17 protein-coding genes and 4 tRNA genes are annotated in these 20,278 nt (G+C 65.9%); 7 read left to right on the top strand and 14 right to left on the bottom strand.

Going from position 1 to position 20,278, the window contains the following annotated elements:
- Nucleotides 1-25: 25 nt before the first annotated feature.
- The 12 genes from rpoB to OD750_RS03020 form a co-directional block, all read right to left on the bottom strand.
- Nucleotides 26-4,189, bottom strand: a complete 4,164-nt coding sequence (gene rpoB / locus OD750_RS03075) for a DNA-directed RNA polymerase subunit beta (RefSeq protein ID WP_263542744.1) — start codon at nt 4,187-4,189, stop codon at nt 26-28.
- A 226-nt stretch (nt 4,190-4,415) separates the two neighbouring features.
- Nucleotides 4,416-4,790 carry a 50S ribosomal protein L7/L12 gene (rplL, locus tag OD750_RS03070; RefSeq protein WP_263542743.1) on the bottom strand — a complete coding sequence of 125 codons (375 nt, stop codon included), beginning with the start codon at nt 4,788-4,790 and terminating at the stop codon, nt 4,416-4,418.
- Between the two features lie 60 nt (nt 4,791-4,850).
- Nucleotides 4,851-5,375, bottom strand: a complete 525-nt coding sequence (rplJ, locus tag OD750_RS03065; RefSeq protein ID WP_263542742.1) for a 50S ribosomal protein L10 — start codon at nt 5,373-5,375, stop codon at nt 4,851-4,853.
- Nucleotides 5,376-5,732: 357 nt separating this feature from the next.
- Complete coding sequence (rplA, locus tag OD750_RS03060) at nt 5,733-6,437, bottom strand: 50S ribosomal protein L1 (RefSeq protein WP_263542741.1); 705 nt, start codon at nt 6,435-6,437, stop codon at nt 5,733-5,735.
- A gap of 4 nt (nt 6,438-6,441) precedes the next feature.
- Nucleotides 6,442-6,870, bottom strand: coding sequence for a 50S ribosomal protein L11 (gene rplK, locus OD750_RS03055; protein ID WP_263542740.1), 429 nt, complete (start codon nt 6,868-6,870; stop codon nt 6,442-6,444).
- 82 nt (nt 6,871-6,952) lie between these two features.
- Nucleotides 6,953-7,513 carry a transcription termination/antitermination protein NusG gene (gene nusG / locus OD750_RS03050; RefSeq protein ID WP_263542739.1) on the bottom strand — a complete coding sequence of 187 codons (561 nt, stop codon included), beginning with the start codon at nt 7,511-7,513 and terminating at the stop codon, nt 6,953-6,955.
- A gap of 14 nt (nt 7,514-7,527) precedes the next feature.
- The gene (secE, locus tag OD750_RS03045) at nt 7,528-7,908 is read right to left on the bottom strand and encodes a preprotein translocase subunit SecE (protein ID WP_263542738.1); all 381 of its coding nucleotides are present in this window, start codon (nt 7,906-7,908) and stop codon (nt 7,528-7,530) included.
- Between the two features lie 70 nt (nt 7,909-7,978).
- Nucleotides 7,979-8,054, bottom strand: a tRNA-Trp gene (locus OD750_RS03040).
- Nucleotides 8,055-8,158: 104 nt separating this feature from the next.
- On the bottom strand, nt 8,159-9,349 hold the full coding sequence (gene tuf, locus OD750_RS03035; RefSeq protein WP_263542737.1) for an elongation factor Tu: 1,191 nt from the start codon (nt 9,347-9,349) through the stop codon (nt 8,159-8,161).
- 70 nt (nt 9,350-9,419) lie between these two features.
- A tRNA-Thr gene (locus OD750_RS03030) sits at nt 9,420-9,495 on the bottom strand.
- 26 nt (nt 9,496-9,521) lie between these two features.
- Nucleotides 9,522-9,595 (bottom strand) — tRNA-Gly (locus OD750_RS03025).
- A gap of 18 nt (nt 9,596-9,613) precedes the next feature.
- Nucleotides 9,614-9,699 (bottom strand) — tRNA-Tyr (locus OD750_RS03020).
- 348 nt (nt 9,700-10,047) lie between these two features.
- On the opposite strand from OD750_RS03020, the gene OD750_RS03015 reads away from it, so the two are divergent.
- From OD750_RS03015 to OD750_RS02990, 6 genes are read left to right on the top strand one after another with little or no spacing between them, the layout of a single operon-like run.
- Nucleotides 10,048-10,731 carry a hypothetical protein gene (locus OD750_RS03015; RefSeq protein WP_263542736.1) on the top strand — a complete coding sequence of 228 codons (684 nt, stop codon included), beginning with the start codon at nt 10,048-10,050 and terminating at the stop codon, nt 10,729-10,731.
- Nucleotides 10,732-10,753: 22 nt separating this feature from the next.
- Entirely contained in the window at nt 10,754-11,326 is a 573-nt protein-coding gene (locus OD750_RS03010; RefSeq protein WP_263542735.1) for a hypothetical protein, read from the top strand.
- Nucleotides 11,327-12,148, top strand: coding sequence for a fimbrial biogenesis chaperone (locus OD750_RS03005; protein ID WP_263542734.1), 822 nt, complete (start codon nt 11,327-11,329; stop codon nt 12,146-12,148).
- A 4-nt stretch (nt 12,149-12,152) separates the two neighbouring features.
- Nucleotides 12,153-14,753 (top strand): carboxypeptidase regulatory-like domain-containing protein, encoded by a 2,601-nt coding sequence (locus OD750_RS03000; RefSeq protein WP_263542733.1) that lies wholly within the window; start codon nt 12,153-12,155, stop codon nt 14,751-14,753.
- On the top strand, nt 14,750-16,651 hold the full coding sequence (locus OD750_RS02995; protein WP_263542732.1) for a TolB family protein: 1,902 nt from the start codon (nt 14,750-14,752) through the stop codon (nt 16,649-16,651). Before OD750_RS03000 ends, OD750_RS02995 begins: the two co-directional genes overlap by 4 nt.
- Nucleotides 16,648-17,451, top strand: a complete 804-nt coding sequence (locus OD750_RS02990; RefSeq protein WP_263542731.1) for a hypothetical protein — start codon at nt 16,648-16,650, stop codon at nt 17,449-17,451. Before OD750_RS02995 ends, OD750_RS02990 begins: the two co-directional genes overlap by 4 nt.
- Before the next feature lies 1 nt (nt 17,452).
- On the opposite strand, the gene OD750_RS02985 is transcribed toward OD750_RS02990, so the two are convergent.
- Entirely contained in the window at nt 17,453-17,968 is a 516-nt protein-coding gene (locus OD750_RS02985) for an acyl-CoA thioesterase (protein WP_263542730.1), read from the bottom strand.
- Between the two features lie 131 nt (nt 17,969-18,099).
- Between OD750_RS02985 and OD750_RS02980 the strand changes: the two genes are divergently transcribed.
- Nucleotides 18,100-19,113: a DUF11 domain-containing protein gene (locus OD750_RS02980; RefSeq protein ID WP_263542729.1), complete on the top strand. Its 1,014-nt coding sequence runs from the start codon at nt 18,100-18,102 to the stop codon at nt 19,111-19,113.
- 43 nt (nt 19,114-19,156) lie between these two features.
- Here OD750_RS02980 and ychF read toward each other — a convergent pair whose 3' ends face one another.
- Entirely contained in the window at nt 19,157-20,248 is a 1,092-nt protein-coding gene (gene ychF, locus OD750_RS02975) for a redox-regulated ATPase YchF (RefSeq protein ID WP_263542728.1), read from the bottom strand.
- Between the last annotated feature and the right edge of the window lie 30 nt (nt 20,249-20,278).

Raw genomic sequence — 20,278 nt, 5'->3', positions numbered from 1 at the left:
CTCGTAATCTCCTCAAGCCGGCCGCTTACTTCGTCTCTTCCAGTTCGATGTTGATCGCGAGCGAGCGGATTTCCTTCACCAGCACGTTGAAGGATTCCGGCATGCCCGCGGCCATCTCGTGGTTGCCGTCGACGATGTTCTTGTACATCTGGTTGCGGCCCGGCACGTCGTCGGACTTGACCGTCAGCATTTCCTGCAGCGTGTACGCCGCGCCGTACGCTTCGAGCGCCCACACTTCCATTTCGCCGAAGCGCTGGCCGCCGAACTGCGCCTTGCCGCCGAGCGGCTGCTGCGTGACGAGCGAGTACGGGCCGGTCGAACGCGCGTGCATCTTGTCGTCGACCAGGTGGTTGAGCTTGAGCATGTGCATGTAGCCGACCGTGACCTTGCGGTCGAACGATTCGCCGGTGCGTCCGTCGAACAGCGTCGTCTGACCCGACGACGGCAGATCGGCGAGCGCGAGCATCGCCTTGATCTCTTCTTCGGCCGCGCCGTCGAACACCGGCGTCGCCATCGGCACGCCGCGAACGAGGTTCTTGGCGAGGTTCAGCAGTTCGTCGTCGCTGAATTCCCTCAGGTCGACGCGATCGCCGAACGCCGACTTGTCGTGGTTGTAGATCTGGTCGAGGAACTTGCGCAGTTCGCCCACCTTCTCGTTGGCCGCGATCATCGCTTCGATCTTGTGGCCCAGGCCCTTCGCCGCCCAACCGAGGTGGACTTCGAGAATCTGGCCGATGTTCATACGCGACGGCACGCCGAGCGGGTTCAGCACGATATCGACCGGACGACCGTCCGCCGAGAACGGCATGTCCTCGACCGGTACGATCATCGACACGACACCCTTGTTGCCGTGGCGGCCGGCCATCTTGTCGCCCGGCTGGATGCGGCGCTTCACGGCGAGGTAGACCTTGACCATCTTGAGCACGCCCGGGGCGAGATCGTCGCCCTGCGTGATCTTGCCCTGCTTCTCCTTGAAGCGGCGGTCGAACTCCTCGCGGTGGCGGCGGATCTGCTCGGCCGCGCGCTCGAGGAAGTCGGCCGCGTCGTCGTCCTTGACGCCGAGCTTGAACCACTCGTCCTTCTTGAGTTCGTCGAGATACTCGTTGGTGATCTCGGCGCCCTTCTTCAGGCCGTTCGGGCCGTGGTTGGCGACCTTGCCGAGCAGCGCCGAACGCAGACGCGCGTAGATCGCGCTTTCGAGGATGCGGAACTGGTCGTCGAAGTCCTTCTTGACGCGCTTGATCTCCATCTCTTCGATCTGGCGCGCGCGCTTGTCCTTCTCGATGCCGTCGCGCGTGAACACCTGCACGTCGATGACCGTGCCGTCCATGCCCGGCGGCACGCGCAGCGAGCTGTCCTTCACGTCGGACGCCTTCTCGCCGAAGATCGCGCGCAGGAGCTTTTCTTCCGGTGTCAGCTGCGACTCGCCCTTCGGCGTGACCTTGCCGACCATGATGTCGCCGGCCTTCACTTCCGCGCCGATGTAGACGACGCCGGATTCGTCCAGGCGCGAAAGCGCCTGCTCGCCGACGTTCGGGATGTCGGCCGTGATTTCTTCAGGGCCGAGCTTCGTGTCGCGCGCGACGCAGGTCAGTTCTTCGATGTGGATCGTCGTGTAGCGGTCTTCTTCGACGACGCGTTCGGAGATCAGGATCGAGTCTTCGAAGTTGTAGCCGTTCCACGGCATGAACGCGACCAGCATGTTCTGGCCGAGCGCGAGCTCGCCGATGTCGGTCGACGGGCCGTCGGCGAGCGCGTCGCCGCGGGCCACGATGTCGCCGACCTTCACCAGCGGACGCTGGTTCATGCAGGTGTTCTGGTTCGAACGCGTGTACTTCGTCAGCGTGTAGATGTCGACGCCGGCGTCGTTGTCGTCGACTTCCGATTCATGCGCGCGCACCACGATGCGGCCCGCGTCGACCTGGTCGATCACGCCGCCGCGCTTGGCGAGCACGAGCACGCCCGAGTCGCGCGCCACCGCGCGCTCGATGCCGGTGCCGACGAGCGGCTTCTCGGCGCGCAGCGTCGGTACGGCCTGGCGCTGCATGTTCGCGCCCATCAGTGCGCGGTTCGCGTCGTCGTGTTCGAGGAACGGCACGAGCGCCGCGGCGACCGACACGGTCTGCATCGGCGAGACGTCCATGTAGTGCACGTCGCTCGACAGGCGCAGTTCGGATTCGCCGCGGAAGCGGCACGCGACGTATTCGTCGATGAAGCGGCCGTCTTCGGTCAGCGAGGAGTTCGCCTGCGCGATGACGAATTCGCCTTCGCCGATCGCCGACAGGTAGTCGACTTCGCTCGTCACCTTGCCGTCCGTCACGCGGCGGTACGGCGTCTCGAGGAAGCCGTAGTCGTTCGTGCGCGCGTACACCGCGAGCGAGTTGATCAGGCCGATGTTCGGGCCTTCCGGCGTTTCGATCGTGCACACGCGTCCGTAGTGCGTCGGATGAACGTCGCGCACTTCGAAGCCCGCGCGTTCGCGCGTCAGGCCGCCCGGACCGAGCGCCGACACGCGACGCTTGTGCGTCACTTCCGACAGCGGGTTGTTCTGGTCCATGAACTGCGACAGCTGCGACGAGCCGAAGAACTCCTTGATCGCCGCGGCCACTGGCTTGGCGTTGATCAGTTCCTGCGGCGTCAGGCCTTCCGACTCGGCGAGCGACAGGCGCTCCTTGACCGCACGCTCGACGCGCACGAGGCCGATGCGGAACACGTTCTCGGCCATTTCGCCGACCGAACGCACGCGGCGGTTGCCGAGATGGTCGATGTCGTCGACGGTGCCGCGACCGTTGCGGATTTCGCACAGCGTGCGGATCACGTCGAGGATGTCCGACGTCTGGCCGAGCTCGCGCACCAGGCGCTTGGACTCTTCGTCGTTGCGCTCGTTCAGGTACTTGTGGTCGTACAGGATGCCCGGGCCGTTGTCGTCCTTGCGGCCGACGCGGCGGTTGAACTTCATTCGACCGACGCGATCGAGGTCGTAGCGCTCGAACGTGAAGAACAGGTTGAAGAACAGGTTCTGCGCCGCTTCCTTCGTCGGCGGCTCGCCCGGACGCATCATGCGGTAGATTTCGACCAGCGCCTCGAGCGGCGTCTTGGTCGAATCGATGCGCAGCGTCGAGGAAATGTACGGACCGCGGTCGAGATCGTTCACCCACAGCGTGGCGATCTTCTCGACGCCGGCCTTGCGGAACTTCTCGAGCAGCGTTTCGTTGAGCTCTTCGTTCGCCGTGGCGATCAGCTCGCCCGTCTTCTTGTCGACGACGTCGTGCGCGAGGATGCGGCCGAGCAGGTAGTCGTCCGGCACTTCGAGCGACGTGATGTTTTCTTTCTGCAGGTCGCGCACGTGGCGCGCGGTGATGCGCTTGCCGGCCTCCACGACGACGCGCTCGCCGGCGCGCAGGTCGAAGTTCAGCGTTTCGCCGCGCAGACGCTCGGCGACGAGTTCGAGTTCGGCGCCGCCCTGCTTGCCGAGCGTGAACGTGTTCTTCTCGAAGAACAGGTCGAGCATTTCGGCGTTGGTGTAGCCGAGCGCGCGCAGCAGCACCGTCACCGGCAGTTTGCGGCGACGGTCGATACGCGTGAACAGGCAGTCCTTCGGGTCGAACTCGAAGTCGAGCCACGAACCGCGGTACGGAATCACGCGCGCGGAGAAAAGGAGCTTGCCCGAGCTGTGCGTCTTGCCGCGGTCGTGGTCGAAGAACACGCCCGGCGAACGATGCAGCTGCGAGACGATGACGCGCTCGGTGCCGTTGACGATGAAGGTGCCGGTGTCGGTCATGAGCGGCAGTTCGCCCATGTACACTTCTTGCTCCTTCACATATTTGATCGCCTTGTTGCTGGCCGGGCTGTCCTTGTCGTAGATGACCAGGCGCACGGTCACACGCAGCGGCGCGCCGTAGCTCATGCCGCGCTGGCGGCATTCGCGCTCGTCGAAAGGCGGCTCGCCCAGACGATAGCTGACGTACTCGAGTGCGGCATTGCCGGAATAGCTGGAGATCGGGAATACCGATTTCAGCGCCGCGTGCAGGCCCTTGTCTTCGCGCGCCGTGATGCCGCCGGCTTCGAGCTGCAGGAACTCGCGGTAGGAATCCACCTGGATCGCGAGCAGGAACGGCACGTCGAGCACGACGGGACGCTTGCCGAAATCCTTGCGGATACGCTTCTTTTGAGTGAACGAGTAGGTCATGGTCGGGTACCGCCTCGGGTTATAGCCGCCGTCACAGATGCGCCGGCGTGGAAGGGAAAACGGATATCGGAAAACGGCGTGCCAGTTACGTTGGTGTTCGCATCACCACGCACCGTTTTCCGATAGTCGCGATCCATCGCGAACAACGGTGAAACAGTGAAAGCCCGGGAGCTTACGCCCCCAGGCTTTCGACTTGCCTGGTCTAGCAGGCGACGCAATGCGTCGCTTACTTGATCTCGACGGTGGCGCCGGCAGCTTCCAGTTCCTTCTTGAACTTGGCCGAGTCGTCCTTGCTGGCGGCTTCCTTGACGGTGGCCGGAGCGGATTCGACGAGGTCCTTGGCTTCCTTGAGGCCCAGGCCGGTGATCGCACGGATCGCCTTGATGACTTCGACCTTCTTCTCGCCGGCGGCCTTGAGGACGACGGTGAATTCGGTCTTTTCTTCGACGGCGGCAGCCGGGGCGGCCGGGCCGGCGGCCACGGCAACCGGGGCGGCGGCGGACACGCCGAACTTTTCTTCCATCGCCTTGACCAGCTCCATCACTTCGATGAGGGTCTTGCCGGCGATCGCTTCGATGATCTGCTCGTTGGAGAGAGACATTGTGATAACTCCTGGATTAAACGGCTATACGTGAATTTCGTGACCGGCTTGGCGTGTGGCTTACGCCGCCTGCTTCTCGCCGACCGCCTTCGTAACGCGCGCCACCTGGGACGCGGGCTCCGACAGCAGACGAACGAGCATGGTGGCAGGCTGGACGAGTACGCTGAGGAACATGCTGAGCGCCTGATCGCGGGTCGGCAGCGAGGCCAGCACGTCGACGTGCGAGCCCGGGTATGCCTTGCCGCCGATGGCGACCAGAGTCGGCTTCAGCTTGTCCGTTCCCTTGGCGAATTCCTTGATCAGACGCCCAGCGGCGCCCGGATCTTCCTTCGAGAAGGCATACAGCAGGGGACCGGTCAGCGAGTCCTTGACGCACTCGTAATCGGTACCTTCCACTGCGCGGGAAACGAGGGTGTTCTTCGCAACCTTGAGATACACCCCGTTCTGACGCGCCTTCTTGCGCAGCTCGGTGAGCTGGCCGACGGTAAGACCGGCATACTGGGCGGCAACCAGGGAATAAGCCGAGGAAGCCACATTCGCCAGTTCGGCAACGACCTCTTTCTTTTGCGCAAGATTGAGCGCCATTGCGTTCTCCGAACCGGATCCGTCCGCGCTCCTGCGCGACGAGATCCAAAGCGACGACGGATCGATCGTCCTTCTTTGATCCGCTGGTATCTCTCGATACCGGTTTTGGTGGCCGTTCCAGGTAAACCTGTTCGGGCAGCACCATCTGCGCAGGCCGTGCGATTAAGACCTTCGCGATACGGCCGGGAGCATCCTTCGCAGTGCAGCGCTTCCTTGCACTCCCGGGCGAATCGTTCCGATCGCCTGCGGTCTTTGACGGCGCCCGGTCGTCACTGACCGGGAGCCCTCAAAATCGTCCGGCGCTCTCGCACCGGTTTGCGCTTCGCCGTCTCCGGGCGAATCGCGTTGAAAGAAAACTTACAGCTTCACGCCGAGCGTGGACTGGTCGACGATCACGCCGAGGCCCATCGTGGTCGACAGCGAAACCTTCTGCAGGTACTGGCCCTTCGCGGTGGACGGCTTCGCCTTGACGAGGTCGGCCAGCAGCGCGTTGAGGTTGTCCTTGAGCGCGTCGGCGCCGAAGTTCGCCTTGCCGATCGTCGCGTGGATGATGCCGGCCTTGTCGTTGCGGAACTTCACCTGACCCGCCTTGGCGTTCTTCACCGCGGTGGCGACGTCGGCCGTGACCGAGCCGTCCTTCGGGTTCGGCATCAGGCCGCGCGGGCCGAGCAGCTGACCGAGCTTTCCGACGACGCGCATCGCGTCCGGCGTGGCGATGATGCGGCCGTAGTTGAGTTCGCCGGCCTGCATCTTTTCGGCGAGGTCGTCCATGCCCACGGCGTCGGCACCGGCGGCCTTGGCCGCTTCCGCCTTCTCGCCCGGCGGGCAGAACACCGCGACGCGGATCGTCTTGCCGGTGCCGTGCGGCAGCAGGCTCGAGCCGCGCACGCCCTGGTCCGACTTCTTGGCGTCGATGCCGAGGCGGACCGAGACGTCGACGGATTCGACGAACTTCGTCTTCGAATTGTCCTTGAGGATCTTCAGAGCGGCATCGACGGCATACGCCTTGCCCGGCTCGACGAGGCCCTGGAGGGCTTTGAAACGCTTGCTGATCTTTGCCATGACGTCAGATCTCCGTGTTCAGGCCCATGCTGCGCGCGCTGCCGGCGATGGTGCGCACGGCGGCTTCGAGGTCAGCGGCGGTGAGATCCGGCATCTTGGTCGTCGCGATTTCTTCGAGCTGCTTGCGCGTGACCTTGCCGACCTTTTCCGTGTTCGGGCGCTTGGAGCCCGACGCGATGCCGGCGGCCTTCTTGAGAAGGATCGAAGCCGGCGGGGTCTTGGTGATGAACGTGAACGAACGGTCGGAATACGCCGTGATCACGACCGGAATCGGCAGGCCCGGTTCCAGCTTCTGCGTCGCGGCGTTGAACGCCTTGCAGAATTCCATGATGTTGAGGCCGCGCTGACCGAGCGCGGGACCGACCGGCGGCGAGGGGTTGGCCTGACCGGCCTTCACCTGCAGCTTGATATAGCCGACGACTTTCTTTGCCATGATTTACTCCTGCGAGTGCAGACGCCTTGCGGCTCCTCGCTCTGTTTTAGCCGTAAAGCCGTCCGTGGACGGCCTTACACCTTTAGGCCTTCTCGACCTGGCCGAACTCGAGTTCGACCGGCGTCGAGCGCCCGAAAATCAGAACCGCCACGCGCAGGCGGCTCTTTTCGTAGTTGATCTCTTCGACCACGCCGTTGAAGTCGACGAACGGACCGTCGATGACGCGCACCATCTCGCCCGGCTCGAACAGCACGCGCGGACGCGGCTTCTCGGCGCCTTCGCGAATGCGCTGGAGCATGCGTTCGGCATCGGCGTCCTTGATCGGGAGCGGGCGGTCGGCGGTGCCGCCGATGAAGCCCATCACCTTCGGCGTTTCCTTGACGAGATGCCAGGATTCGTCGTCGATCTTCGGCGCCTTGTTCTCGGAATCGGTTTCGATTTCGACGAACACGTAGCCCGGGTAGAACTTGCGCTCGCTGCGGCGCTTCTGGCCGCCGCGCATCTCGATCACTTCCTCGGTCGGAACGAGAATCTCGCCGAACTTGTCCTGCATCTCGAACCGCACGACGCGATCCTTCAGGGCGCGCGCGACCTGATGCTCGAATCCCGAATAGGCGTGAACCACATACCAACGCTTGGCCATGATCTTCCCTGTGCTCAGAGCTTGAGCAGCCAGTCCATGACCACGACCTTCAGCAGCAGGTCGATGAGGCCGAGGATGATGCTGATGATGATCACGACGACGATGATCACGCCGGTCGAACGAATCGTTTCGTCGCGCGTCGGCCACACGACCTTGCGCAGCTCGAGGTGCGACTTGCGCAGGAACTCGACGAGCGCGCGGCCCGGCGCCGTGATGACGACGAGCGCGCCGGCGGCGACGAGCGCGGCGAGCAGGCCGAGCACGCGCAGAATCTTCGCCGTATCGGCAAAGTAGTAGAAACCGACAATGCCGGCGACGCCGACAGCGGCGGCCAGCACGAGCTTGACGATGTCGGTGGCGTTGACGCCGGAAGCTTGTTCGACTTTCGCGTTCATTATCTCTAGCGGCCGTTACGGGCCCCGCGTCGGCGCTTGCGCGCTTGAGCCAAGCCGAAAACCCGACGAATGGCACGCCAGGAGGGACTCGAACCCCCAACCTGCGGTTTTGGAGACCGCTGCTCTGCCAATTGAGCTACTGGCGTACCGCGTAAAACCTGGTCTTTCCTAAACAGCTTCGGCGGCTTGCGCCGCCAAAGCCTCATCCTCGCGAAACGAACCGTCCAGCTGGGGGTTCGTCGTCGCTACATCAAGCGAAGATCTTGGCGACGACGCCGGCGCCGACGGTACGGCCGCCTTCGCGGATCGCGAAGCGCAGACCTTCTTCCATCGCGATCGGCGCGATCAGCGTCACGACCATCTTCACGTTGTCGCCCGGCATCACCATCTCGACGCCTTCCGGCAGTTCCACGTTGCCCGTCACGTCCGTCGTGCGGAAGTAGAACTGCGGGCGGTAACCCTTGAAGAACGGCGTATGACGACCGCCCTCTTCCTTCGACAGCACGTACACCTCGGCTTCGAACTTCGTGTGCGGGTTGATCGAACCCGGCTTGCACAGCACCTGGCCGCGCTCCACGTCGTCGCGCTTCGTGCCGCGCAGCAGCAGGCCCACGTTGTCGCCCGCCTGGCCCTGATCGAGCAGCTTGCGGAACATTTCAACGCCCGTCACCGTCGTCTTCACCGTCGGACGAATGCCCACGATTTCGATTTCTTCGCCGACCTTGATCACGCCGCGCTCCACGCGACCGGTCACCACCGTACCGCGACCGGAAATCGAGAACACGTCTTCCACCGGCATCAGGAACGGCTTGTCCAGCACGCGCACCGGTTCCGGAATGTACGTATCCAGCGCTTCCACCAGCTTGATGATCGCCGGCACGCCGATTTCGCTCTGATCGCCTTCCAGCGCCTTGAGCGCCGAACCCTTGATCACCGGCGTGTCGTCGCCCGGGAACTCGTACTTGCTCAGCAGTTCGCGCACTTCCATTTCGACGAGCTCCAGCAGCTCGGCGTCGTCGACCATGTCAGCCTTGTTCAGGAACACCACCACGTACGGCACACCGACCTGGCGCGCCAGCAGGATGTGTTCGCGCGTCTGCGGCATCGGGCCGTCAGCGGCCGAGCACACCAGGATCGCGCCGTCCATCTGCGCCGCACCCGTGATCATGTTCTTCACGTAGTCGGCATGGCCCGGGCAGTCCACGTGCGCGTAGTGACGGTTCGGCGATTCGTATTCCACGTGCGCCGTCGAAATCGTGATGCCGCGCGCCTTCTCTTCCGGCGCCGCGTCGATCTGGTCGTACGCCTTGAATTCGCCGCCGAAACGCTCCGCGCCGATCTTCGTCAGCGCCGCCGTCAGCGTCGTCTTGCCGTGATCCACGTGACCAATCGTGCCGACGTTGACATGCGGCTTGGTACGCTCGAATTTACCCTTGGCCATGCCTGCAAAACCCCGAGAGATCAATCAAAGGAGGTGGACGAGTACTGACGCGTTAACGACAACTCGCAGATGGTGCTCACGAAAGGAATCGAACCTTCGACCTCTTCCTTACCAAGGAAGTGCTCTACCGACTGAGCTACGTGAGCGAATGCAACGTGCGGCAATGATTCAATGGAGCGGGAGACGGGAATCGAACCCGCACAATCAGCTTGGAAGGCTGAGGTTCTACCATTGAACTACTCCCGCTCGTGCGGAACCAGTTACTGGTGGAGGGAGGTGGATTCGAACCACCGAAGGCGTAAGCCAGCAGATTTACAGTCTGCCCCCGTTGGCCGCTTGGGTATCCCTCCAGCACGGAGCCCGGCATTTTCGTGACCTGCAGGACGAAAGTCAATGCCGTCGTTGCAAGTATTCGCTCGAGCGGAGCCGGCCGTCGAGCGGGGCGCGAAGCGTACAGACTGCCGGCAGGAAACGCCAGACATTTCTGCACTGCTCCACCGTGATTCCCGAAGTCGCCGTAACTCGCAATCCGACAAGCCGCCGGCTCATCGAAATCGGCGCAAATCCCCCGCGATTGTTACGGAGTGTCACAAAGTGTGATGAAGCGCACATTTCGGCATGCCGCGTGCTTTGCCGTACGCGCTGCTCAAAAGACGTACTCAGCAGTGCGTTTTCAATCCACTACGGGGAATCCCATCGTGATCGTCAAACATACCAAGCGCCTCGCACTGGCTGCCGCCTGCGCCCTGGCCGCCTCCAGCCTGTTTCCGACTGCCGCGTTCGCGCAGGCGACCGGCAACGTCGACGTCGACATCAACCTGCAGAACGGCATCACCATTCTGTACTACTACTCGTCGGTCGACGTGAACATCAACCTGACCGACGTCGCCGGCACGCTGCCGGCGAGCTGCGCCGGCAGCACCGACACGTTCGCCTGCAACCAGGGTGCCGCGGCCGCCGCCGTCACCGCGGTGCCGACGCCGGCCGTCACGCCGACCGCGCTCGTCGCGAATTTCAATATCGCCCCGCCCGCGCTCGGCCTGTCGGCCTCGGCGCTGCCGCTGGTGCTGCAGAACATCTGGGCGGTCCGCGCCGCGGGCGGCGCCTCGACGACGACGGTTGCCGTCGCCGCCGGTGCCGGCACGACGCTGACCGGCCCGGTCGCGGGCAACACGATCGGCCTGTCGGGCTATCAGGTGCAGTCCGGCGCCGCCGGTCCGGCCGCCTCGATCCAGTTCCCGGACCCGGGCCTGGGAACGCCGCGCTCGGGCGACGTGCGCCTGAACCTCAACCTGACCAACGCGACGGCGCTGGGTCTGTACAGCACGACGGCCGGTTCGAACACCGACGTCAATTTCGTGCTGACCGTCACCAGCACCTGATCCGGTCCCCGCCGCAACCGACATGCTGACGACCCTCGTCACCGCCATGCTGGTCCAGGCGATCGCTGCGTCCCCCGGCGGGACGCAGCGATCGGCGGACCCGCTCGCCGCACTCAACGCGACCGGCGTCGGCGTGTTGTCGCTGCCCCGCGATACCATCCATCTCGAACCGATCACCGTGCACGAACTCGTCGGCGACACGCGCCAGCCGAGCCCCGAGGCGACGGTAACCGGGCACTACCAGAACGGTGCCTTCGTCGCCCAGGGCGCGCTCGCTCCGGCGCCGCTGCCGGCGGTCATCCGACGGCCGTTGCAAGGCCTGTGGCGGCTCGACAATCCGGCCGGCGCACCGGGCTCCCAACGCGTACGCGTCGCGCTCGAGGGCGTCGACGGCAGCCCCGGCGTCTTGTCATCAGTCGACGATCCTCGCCAGCAGTTGCCGGTGGCGGTCACGCAGGCCGCCGCACGGCAGATCTCGCTTGGTCCACAGATCCAGGCGACCGAGGGCGATATCGTCCTTGAAATTCCCACCTCGGCCCTGGGCAGCGCGTCGCGCTACCGGGGTCGGCTCGTCATCCGCATCGAGGGCTATTGAGTGCGCATCCTTGTTCTGATCGTTCTGTTGCTCGGTTTGACGACGAACGCGTTCGCCCAGGTCGGCATCAGCCCGGCCTATTACGACCTCAGCCTGGAGGATGCCGGCAAGACCCAGACGTTCCGCATGTTCAACTACACCGAGCAGCCCAAGCGCGTGCGCGTGTCGCTCGCGCCGTGGGACGCCGATGCCGACAACCAGCCGCGCCTGCTGCCGTCGGGACCGACCACGCTCGACCAGTGGGTCGTCGTCAATCCGGTCGAATTCGACGTCAAGCCGCGCTCTTCGCAGGCCGTGCGCTTCACCGTGCGGCCGGCCGTCGAACTGCCGCCCGGCGAACATCGCGTGATGCTGGTATTCGACGAAGTCGTGCCGCCGGTCGAAAACGCGAAGATGCGCACGCGATTCCAGTTCCGCTCGGCGCTGTACGTCCAGGTCGGCAAGACGACGCGCGCCGGCACGATCGAATCCATCGCGGCCGACGGCAACGGCGCGCGCTTCTCGATCAAAAACGACGGCAACGCGAACGTGCGCTTCACCGGCCAATACAGCGTGTGGGAAGCCGCCGCCTACCCGGGCACCGCGTCGACCGACATCGTCCCGGGCGTCGGCAACCAGACGCCGGAATTGAAGAAAGGCCAGATGCTGGTCGAAGTGCTGCCCGGCAACCCGGTGCTGCCGGGCGATACGCGCACGCTGACCGCGCCGTTCGGCGCGGCGAAGCTCAAGCCCGGCCGCTATGTCCTCGATCTCAACGGCAAGCTCGGCGACGCGGCGCTCGACCGCTCGGTCGAGTTCACCGTGACGGAAGCGCCACGGTAGCCCGATGCGCCAGCGCGTCCGCCCATTGGCCGCCGCCGTCGGCTCGGCCCTGCTCGTCCTCGCGCAGCCGGCCGCGCATGCGGAACCGGCGGCGCCGGCCGCGCCGGGATTCTCGTACTACGGCGGCGGTTCGGTGCCGGGCTCGCAGCAGAAACGCATCCTGCTCGTGGTGCCGATCCTGAACGGGCGCGAGCTCAACGACAACCTTGCACTCTGGCGCGAGCCGGACGGCGCCGATTTCGTCAACCTCGACGCGTTCCTGCACGCGAGCGCGATCGATTCGACCAAGGACGCCGACGGCAACTATCAACTGACGACGCCGATCGGCCAGACGCTGCTGCCGGCCGCGTCGCTGCGCACCGACGGCGGCGTCGTCTATGCGGGGCTGCAGACGCTGTCGAGCGTGCTCGCCGCACGCGTCGCGTTCGACGATGCCGAGTTCGCACTGCGCATCGACCTCCCCTGGCAGCCCGGCGCCGCGGACAAATCGCCGGCTGCCGGCGACGCCGACCAGAGCGTCGACGTGCGCGCGCCGCAGGCGAGCCTGTCGCGCTGGCGCAGCGAGCTGTCCGGCACCGTCGTCGACGGCGAGGCTGCCGCCTACATGAATCATCGCATCGCCGGCGCGCTCGGCCCGGGCTACTGGCACGCCGACTTCAGCCACGGCGTCAGCGGCGACAGCCACGACGTCGACGTGCAGGCGCTGTCGTGGCTGCTCGATCGCGGCAAGTCGCGCTGGCTCGTCGGCCAGGAACGCCTCGCGCTGCATCCGCTGCTCGCCTCGTTCGAGATGACCGGCGTGCAGTACGCGCAGACGAATCGTCCCGACCTCGTCTACGAAGCGGCCGGCGGCTACTACGGCCAGCTCGTGCCGTACCAGGCGCGGCCGACCAGCGTGATCCGCGGCAGCGGTCCGCCGGGCGGCACGGCGGAGCTGCGCTACGGCGGCCAGGTGCTGCAGCGCCAGACGATCCGGCTCGACGGCCGCTACGAATTCCGCGACGTGCCGGCCGCGCCGGGCGACGCGATCCCGATCGAAGTCGCGGTGTACGCGTTCGGCGAAACCGGCACGCCGCTGCGCGTCGACCAGACCTATTCGCAGGCCGGCAACCTGCAGCTGCCCGAAGGCGTCAACGTCCACTACGTCGGCCTCGGTTCGAACGGATTTCTGCTCGACGACAATCGTTCGGGCACCGGCGGCGCGGGCTTCTACCAGTTTCGCCGCGGCTTTACCGACCGCGTGACCGCCGAGGCGATCGTGCAGTCGATCGGCGGCCGGCGGCAGACGGTCGCCGGCACCGCGCTGAACCTCGGCATGGCGGGCTCATGGGCCGCGTACGCCGGCCGCGACGACAGCGGCGCCGGTGCGCGCCAGGTGCTCGGCGACGGCCAGTACGGGCCGTGGTTCTGGCGCGCGAACTGGCTCGACTACGACGACGACTACCAGGCCGACGGTTCTCTCGGCACGCGCAACCGCCGCGCCGAAGCCGGCCGCACGTTCGGCGACCAGCTGCGCGTATCGCTGATCCATTCGGACATCAGCGGCGACGCCTACAGCGACATCCGCTACACCAAGCCGGCCGTGACGTGGCGCCCGACGCCGCGTTTCTCGCTCGGCGCCCGCCCGGAATACGACGGCCGCTATTCGTACGACGCGCAATGGGCCGTGCGCCGCGGCACGCGTCTGTCGGCGTCGCGCTACGCCGATATCTCGCAAATCGCGCTCGACCAGGATCTCGGCTCGCGCTCGCGCCTGCAGTTCACCGCCCAGCGCGACACCGAACTCGGCAATCGCTACACCGCGACCTTCAATCGCTACGAGGGCGGCCGCGCGCATCTGGCGTGGGCGGCCGGCGTGCTGGGGGGCGAAGGCCGCACCGGCTTTCTCGCCGAGGCGAGCGCCGAACTGCGGCCCGGCCTGTCGGCGCGGCTGACCGCCCTGCGCGATCCGCTGCATGCGAGCGACGGCACGGTGATCGGCTTCTCGATCGTCGCCGATTTCGCCGTCACCGGCGCCGGCCTTGCGCGCGGCGGCGTCAACCAGGGTTACGAACGCGAAGGCGGCGTCTCGGGCATCGTCGAGCGCCCGGCCGGCGCCCGCGCCGACTTCGATCTTTCGGGCATCCCGGTGCTCGTCGACGGACATGTGCGTACGCGCACCGAAGAAGGCGGCCACTACCACGTGCAGAACCTCGACCCCGGCGTGCATCGCGTCGAACTCGACAACGAGGGTCTGCCGATCGAGCTGGCCGTGCACGAGGCGCCGCGCCGCGTCGAAGTGCGCGCCGGCAGCCTCACGCGCGTCGACTTCGGCCTCGAGCTGCGCCTGGGCCTGGCCGGTCAGGTGCGCGGTGCGGACGGCAAGCCCGCCGTTGACATCGACGTGCTCGTCGTCGACGCGACCGGCGCGATTCGCGCGCGCGCGCGCAGCAACACGAACGGCTACTACCGGCTCGACGGCCTGCCCCCCGGCACCTACGCGCTGCGCGCGGTCGACCGCCTCGAACGCACGCTCGTCGAAACCTCGCTGACGCTCGGCGAGCGCTTCCTCTTCGGCCGCGAACTCGTTCTGCCGGCCGATCCCAACCGGAGTTCTCCGCCATGACCCTGCACCCGGCCTTCCGTTCGTGGTGCGCCGCGCTGCTGCTGTGCGCGCTCGCCTCGCCCGCGCTCGCGCAGATCCCGGCCAACGGCAGCTTCGAAGCCGGCAACCCGATCACCGGCTGGACGATCGGCGGCGACAACCGCGCCGGCGCCGTGCGCGACGCCGACGTCACCGGCACGCTGGTGATTCCGGACGGCACCTGGGCCGCGGCGATCTCGACCGGTCCCGGCGCACGCTCGAGCGGCCCGCTCAACTTCGACGACTTCGGCGGCAACAACGACTATGACGTGTCGTGGCTCGAAACCACGATGACGTTCAACTTCACGCCAGCCTTCATCGCTTTCGACTGGGCGTTCGCATCGAGCGAGCAGAACGAACCCGACCAGTACGACGACGTCATGGACGTCAAGTCCAACGGCACGCGCATCTTCTCGCGCTCGAGCTGCAAACTGAACGGTTCCAGCTATTCACCTTTCCCGAATTCCAATTGCCAGAACGCGGCACAGGTGAACAACGAGATCACCAGCCCGAACGCGCTCGACGGCGTCAACCTGCGCTTCGGTCCGCCAAGCTTCCAGCGCACCTGCATTCAGCTTCCGAACACCGTCGCCGGCACGAACAACGTCACGCTGCGCTTCTCGGTCGCGGACGAGAACGACCGCAACGTCGACTCGACCCTGTTCATCGACAACGTGCAGCTCAAGACGTCGTGCAACGAGGTGGGCAGCATCGTCCAGCTCACGAACACGCCGTTCGACGCTTTCGTCGAGGCCAAGGGCGGCGGCTTCGCGGTGCGCCGGCCGAACGCGCGCCTGATTTCCAGCGACGCGACCGGCACGAACGTCGCGTTCGTCCACAGCGGCAATCTCGGCGCGAACCCGAACTATCTCGACCAGCTGTATTTCTGGAACGGCACCGCGTTCTCGCGCGCTGCCGCGCTGACCGTACAGAGCGGCGGCCAGATTCGCGGCATCGCGATGTCGGCGCAGTCGGCGACGGTCTCGTCGACCACCTGGCTCGGCCGCTATGTCGCGATTTCGGCGTCGCTGACCGAGGCCGACAACGCCGAGATCTACCGCTACGACCGCGCGACCAATACGCTGACGACGATCACCGGCACCAGCGGCTGCGAGAACACCGCGCCGACGATCAGCGGCGACGGCGGCGTGATCGCGTTCGAATCGACCTGCAACGCGCTGACGAACGCCGGCACGACGCGCAAGATCGTGATCTGGAACGGCTCGACGATCGACCGGCCGCTCGGCACGACGGCCGGGTGCGACATGAATAGTCCGAATTTGACCAAAAATGCCAATGGCCGCTATTTGGTTTTTGCGTCAAGTTGCGTGCACAGCGGCACGAACGCCGACAACAACGTCGAAATCTACCGCTACGACCGTACCGGCAATTCGTTCTCTCGCATCACCAACACGGCGGCCACGGTGGTCAACACCTTCCCGGTCCTCGACGGCAGCGCGACCGGCCAGTACGTCTACTTCATCTCGAACGGCAATCTCACGCCGTCGGCGCCGATCTTCAATTCGGACCTCTCGTACGAGATCTTCCGCCAGGACGTGACCGGCTCGACCCTGACGCAGCGCACCAACAGTTCCGACGACGACTATATCGGTCTGGACGTCAGCCTGAACGGCAATCTCGACTACGCCTACGAGCGCATCAGCCGCCTGAACTTCCTGACGTCGGTCGGCAAGCGCCGCGTCAACGGCACCGCCGGCGCGGCCGACCCGGAAGAAAACCTCGCAACCGGCATCTCGGTGAACGGCGCGCGCCTGGGTCTTTCCGGCGTCGTGCCGATCGTCAACTTCCTGTCGAGCGCCAATTTCCTCAACACGAACGCCGACGGCAACACCGAAGTCTGGCAAGGACGGGTGCAATGAACCGCGCAACGACGCTGTTTTCGTTCCTCGTCCTCGCCGGTGTCGGCACGAGCGCCCTCGCCGGCGATCCGCGCGCGATAGTGCAGGCCGACGACTACGGCCATCTCGTGGTCGGCGGCGCGAGCTGCCCGTACGCCGCGCTCGACGTTTCGGCCGGCACGCCGCTGACGCTGACCGCGGCCGGCCCGGGCGTCGCCGCGCTCGACGACGGCGCGGCCGTGCTCGCGCTCGCCGAACCGTTCGCGTTCTACGGCGCGAGCCATTCGAACCTCGTCGTCTCGAGCAACGGCTACGTCGCGTTCGCCGACGGTCTCGATGCGGAAAACGGCGGCGACTTCAGCAACGATCCGTACCTGCCGGCCGTGCCGGACAACACGCCGTCGATCTCGGGCCGCATCTACGCCTATCACGACGACCTGACCGGCGAGGCGTCCGGCAGCGACCTGCGCGCGAACCACTACGCGAACTGCCCGCGCGCCTCCGACGCGATCGCCGGCGAGGCGTGCACGGTCGTCGCGTGGAAGAACTGGGGCCGCGTCGCGGGCGGCGACGGCATCGACGTGGCGCTCGTGCTGTATCACGCCAGCGGCGAGATCGCGATCCAGCACGCCGCACTCGACGCCAGCGCCGGCAGTTCGGCCTGCGTCGGCATCCAGAACGCGGACGCCGGCGACGGCGGCGCGTGGAGCTGCAACGGCGGCCGTGCGCTGACGGCCGCGAGCGCCGTCTGCTGGTTCGACCCGGAACATCCGCCCGCCGGCGACGACACGCTGTTCGCCGACGGCTTCGAAACGCCGTAACTCAGACGGCCTTGCCGTCGAGATCGTCCGGTGCGATGGCCTCGCGTACGCGTTCGATCTCGGCCTCGAGCTGCCGCGTCAGCTCGGTCACGCGCACGGCGTAGGCTTCGAGCAGCCGGTCTTCCTCGGTTTTCGGCTCCCACGGCGGCACCGGCGCCGGCTTGCCGTTCGGCGCGTCGAGCGCCACGAACGTGATGACGCAGTGCGTCGCGAGCGTTTCGGCCTGGGTTTTCAGGTCGCGCTCGAACACGTCGACGCCGAAGTGCATGCTCGTGCGCCCGGTGCGTATCAGTTTGCAGCGCACCGTCACGAGATCGCCGATGACGATCGGCCGCACGAACTGGATGCCGCCGACGGCGACCGTCACGCAGTACTGGCCGCTCCAGCCGACCGCCGCCGCATAGCCGGCCTGGTCGATCCATTTCATGACCATGCCGCCGTGCACCTTGCCACCGAAGTTCACGTCGGTCGGCTGCGCCAGGAAGCGGAAGCTCGTTTCGCGTTGGTGCCCGGGCATATGCGGCTCGCACTGGAAAAAGACGATGGTAGCCGATGCGCGCAATGTGAACTCAGTCAATACACATACGCAACCGCACCTATACTTTTTCAGACGCCGCCTCCCCCTGGGCGGCGCTACAGGGGCAAGTCATGAAGCGTACGCTCGTATTGCTTTGCGCACTCCTTTTCTGCGGTTCGGCCGGCGCGGCCGAGCAGACGATGCAGAACGACTCGATCACGTCCAGTTCCAATGCGGCGATCGTCTACGGATTCGTCGCCAACGAAGCGGCGGCATCGTGGCTGACGTCGCCGTGCACCGGCGACGTCCGCGCGGTGCAGATCTTCTGGCGCTCGCCGAACGCCGACCAGCCGATCAGCATCCAGGACGCGATCGAGATCTATCGCGCCGGGACGTTCCCGAACCCCGGCACGCTCGTCACGACGATCGGCGGACCGGTGCTGACCGACGGCGTCTTCAACGAGTACCGATATCTCGACGAGAACAACACGATCCCGCTGATCGTGCCGGTGACGCAGGGCGAAACGATCGTCGTGTCGTTCGCGTTCGCCGAAGAACCTCTCGTCGGCGGCGCGAGCCTCCTGCGCGACACGAACGGCAACCAGAGCGGCAAGAACGCGCTGCTGGCCGATCTCGGCGGCACTTTCGTCTGGTTCAATTCGTCGACGCTCGGCGTGCAGGGCGACTGGGCGATCCGCGCGGTCGTCGACTGCCCGACCGCGCCGACGACGGCCGATCTCGCGGTGACCGTCGAATCCGACAGCACCGGCTATATCGCAGGCGGAGCGCTGAGCTATCTCGTCACGGTGACGAACAACGGGCCGTCGGCCGCGTCGGCCAGCGTCGTCGACATCTTTCCGGCGGCGTACACGACGCCGAGCTGGGCCTGCGTCGCGAGCGGCGGCGCGAGCTGCGCGTCGACCGGCAGCGGCAACATCACGCAGTCGGTCAATCTGCCGGTCGGCGGTTCGGTCGCCTACGCGGTGACCGGCACGGTTGCGGCGGGAACGACCGGTACGCTCGCGAACTCGGCGACCGCGGTGGTCGGCGCGCCGACGACCGATCCGCAGGCGGGAAACAACACGTCGACGCTGAATCTGCAGCCCGATACCGATCGGATCTTCGACGACGGCTTCGAGCAGTAGCGCACGGAAGGCGGCGGACGCGAGTCCGCCGCCTTCCGGTGCGTCAGACGTTGAAGCGGAAGTGCAGCACGTCGCCTTCCTTGACGATGTATTCCTTGCCTTCCAGGCGCAGGCGCCCCGCGTCGCGCGAGCCGGCTTCGCCCTTGTACTTGATGAAATCGTCGTAGGCGATCGTCTCGGCGCGGATGAAGCCGCGCTCGAAGTCGGTGTGGATCACGCCGGCCGCCTGCGGCGCCGTGGCGCCGATCTTGACCTGCCACGCGCGCACTTCCTTGACGCCCGCGGTGAAGTACGTCTGCAGGCCCAGGAGCTTGTAGCCGGCGCGGATCACGCGGTTCAGGCCCGGCTCGTCGAAGCCCATGTCGGCGAGAAACGCGTCGCGGTCGGCGTCTTCGAGCTGCGACAGTTCTTCTTCGATCGCCGCGCACACCGGAACCACCTCGGCGCCTTCGGCCTGCGCGCGTTCGCGCACCCGGTCGAGATGCGGATTGTTCGCGAAGCCGTCCTCGAGCACGTTCGCGATGTACATCAGGGGCTTCAACGTCAGCAGGAACAGGTCGCGCACGAGCGCCTTTTCGTCGTCGTCGAGACCCGCCGCGCGCGCCGGCTTGCCGTCGTTGAGCACCGCGGCGAGCTTCTGCAGCACCGGACGCTTGGCCAGCGCCTCCTTGTCGTTCGCCTTGGCCGCGCGCTCGACGCGGTTCAATGCCTTGTCGACCGATTCGAGGTCGGCCAGCGCAAGCTCGGTATCGATCGTCTCGATGTCGGAGATCGGGTCGATGCGGTTGGCGACGTGCACGATGTCCGGATGGTCGAAGCAGCGCACGACGTGCGCGATCGCGTCGACTTCGCGGATGTGCGCGAGAAACTTGTTGCCGAGGCCTTCGCCCTTCGACGCGCCGGCGACGAGGCCGGCGATATCGACGAATTCCATCGACGTCGGAATCACCTTCTGCGGCTTGACGATGTCGGCCAGCGCGCCGAGGCGCGGATCGGGCACCGGCACGACGCCGACGTTCGGATCGATCGTGCAGAACGGAAAGTTCGCCGCCGCGATGCCGGCCTTCGTCAGCGCGTTGAACAACGTGGATTTGCCGACGTTAGGCAGGCCGACGATGCCGCATTTGATGCCCATGGTAGTCGTATCTTTTGCTGGAGATGGATA

The organism is Tahibacter soli (assembly GCF_025717065.2).
Classification (GTDB): Bacteria; Pseudomonadota; Gammaproteobacteria; order Xanthomonadales; family Rhodanobacteraceae; genus Tahibacter; species Tahibacter soli.
This window is presented reverse-complemented; position numbering and strand designations above follow the sequence as displayed.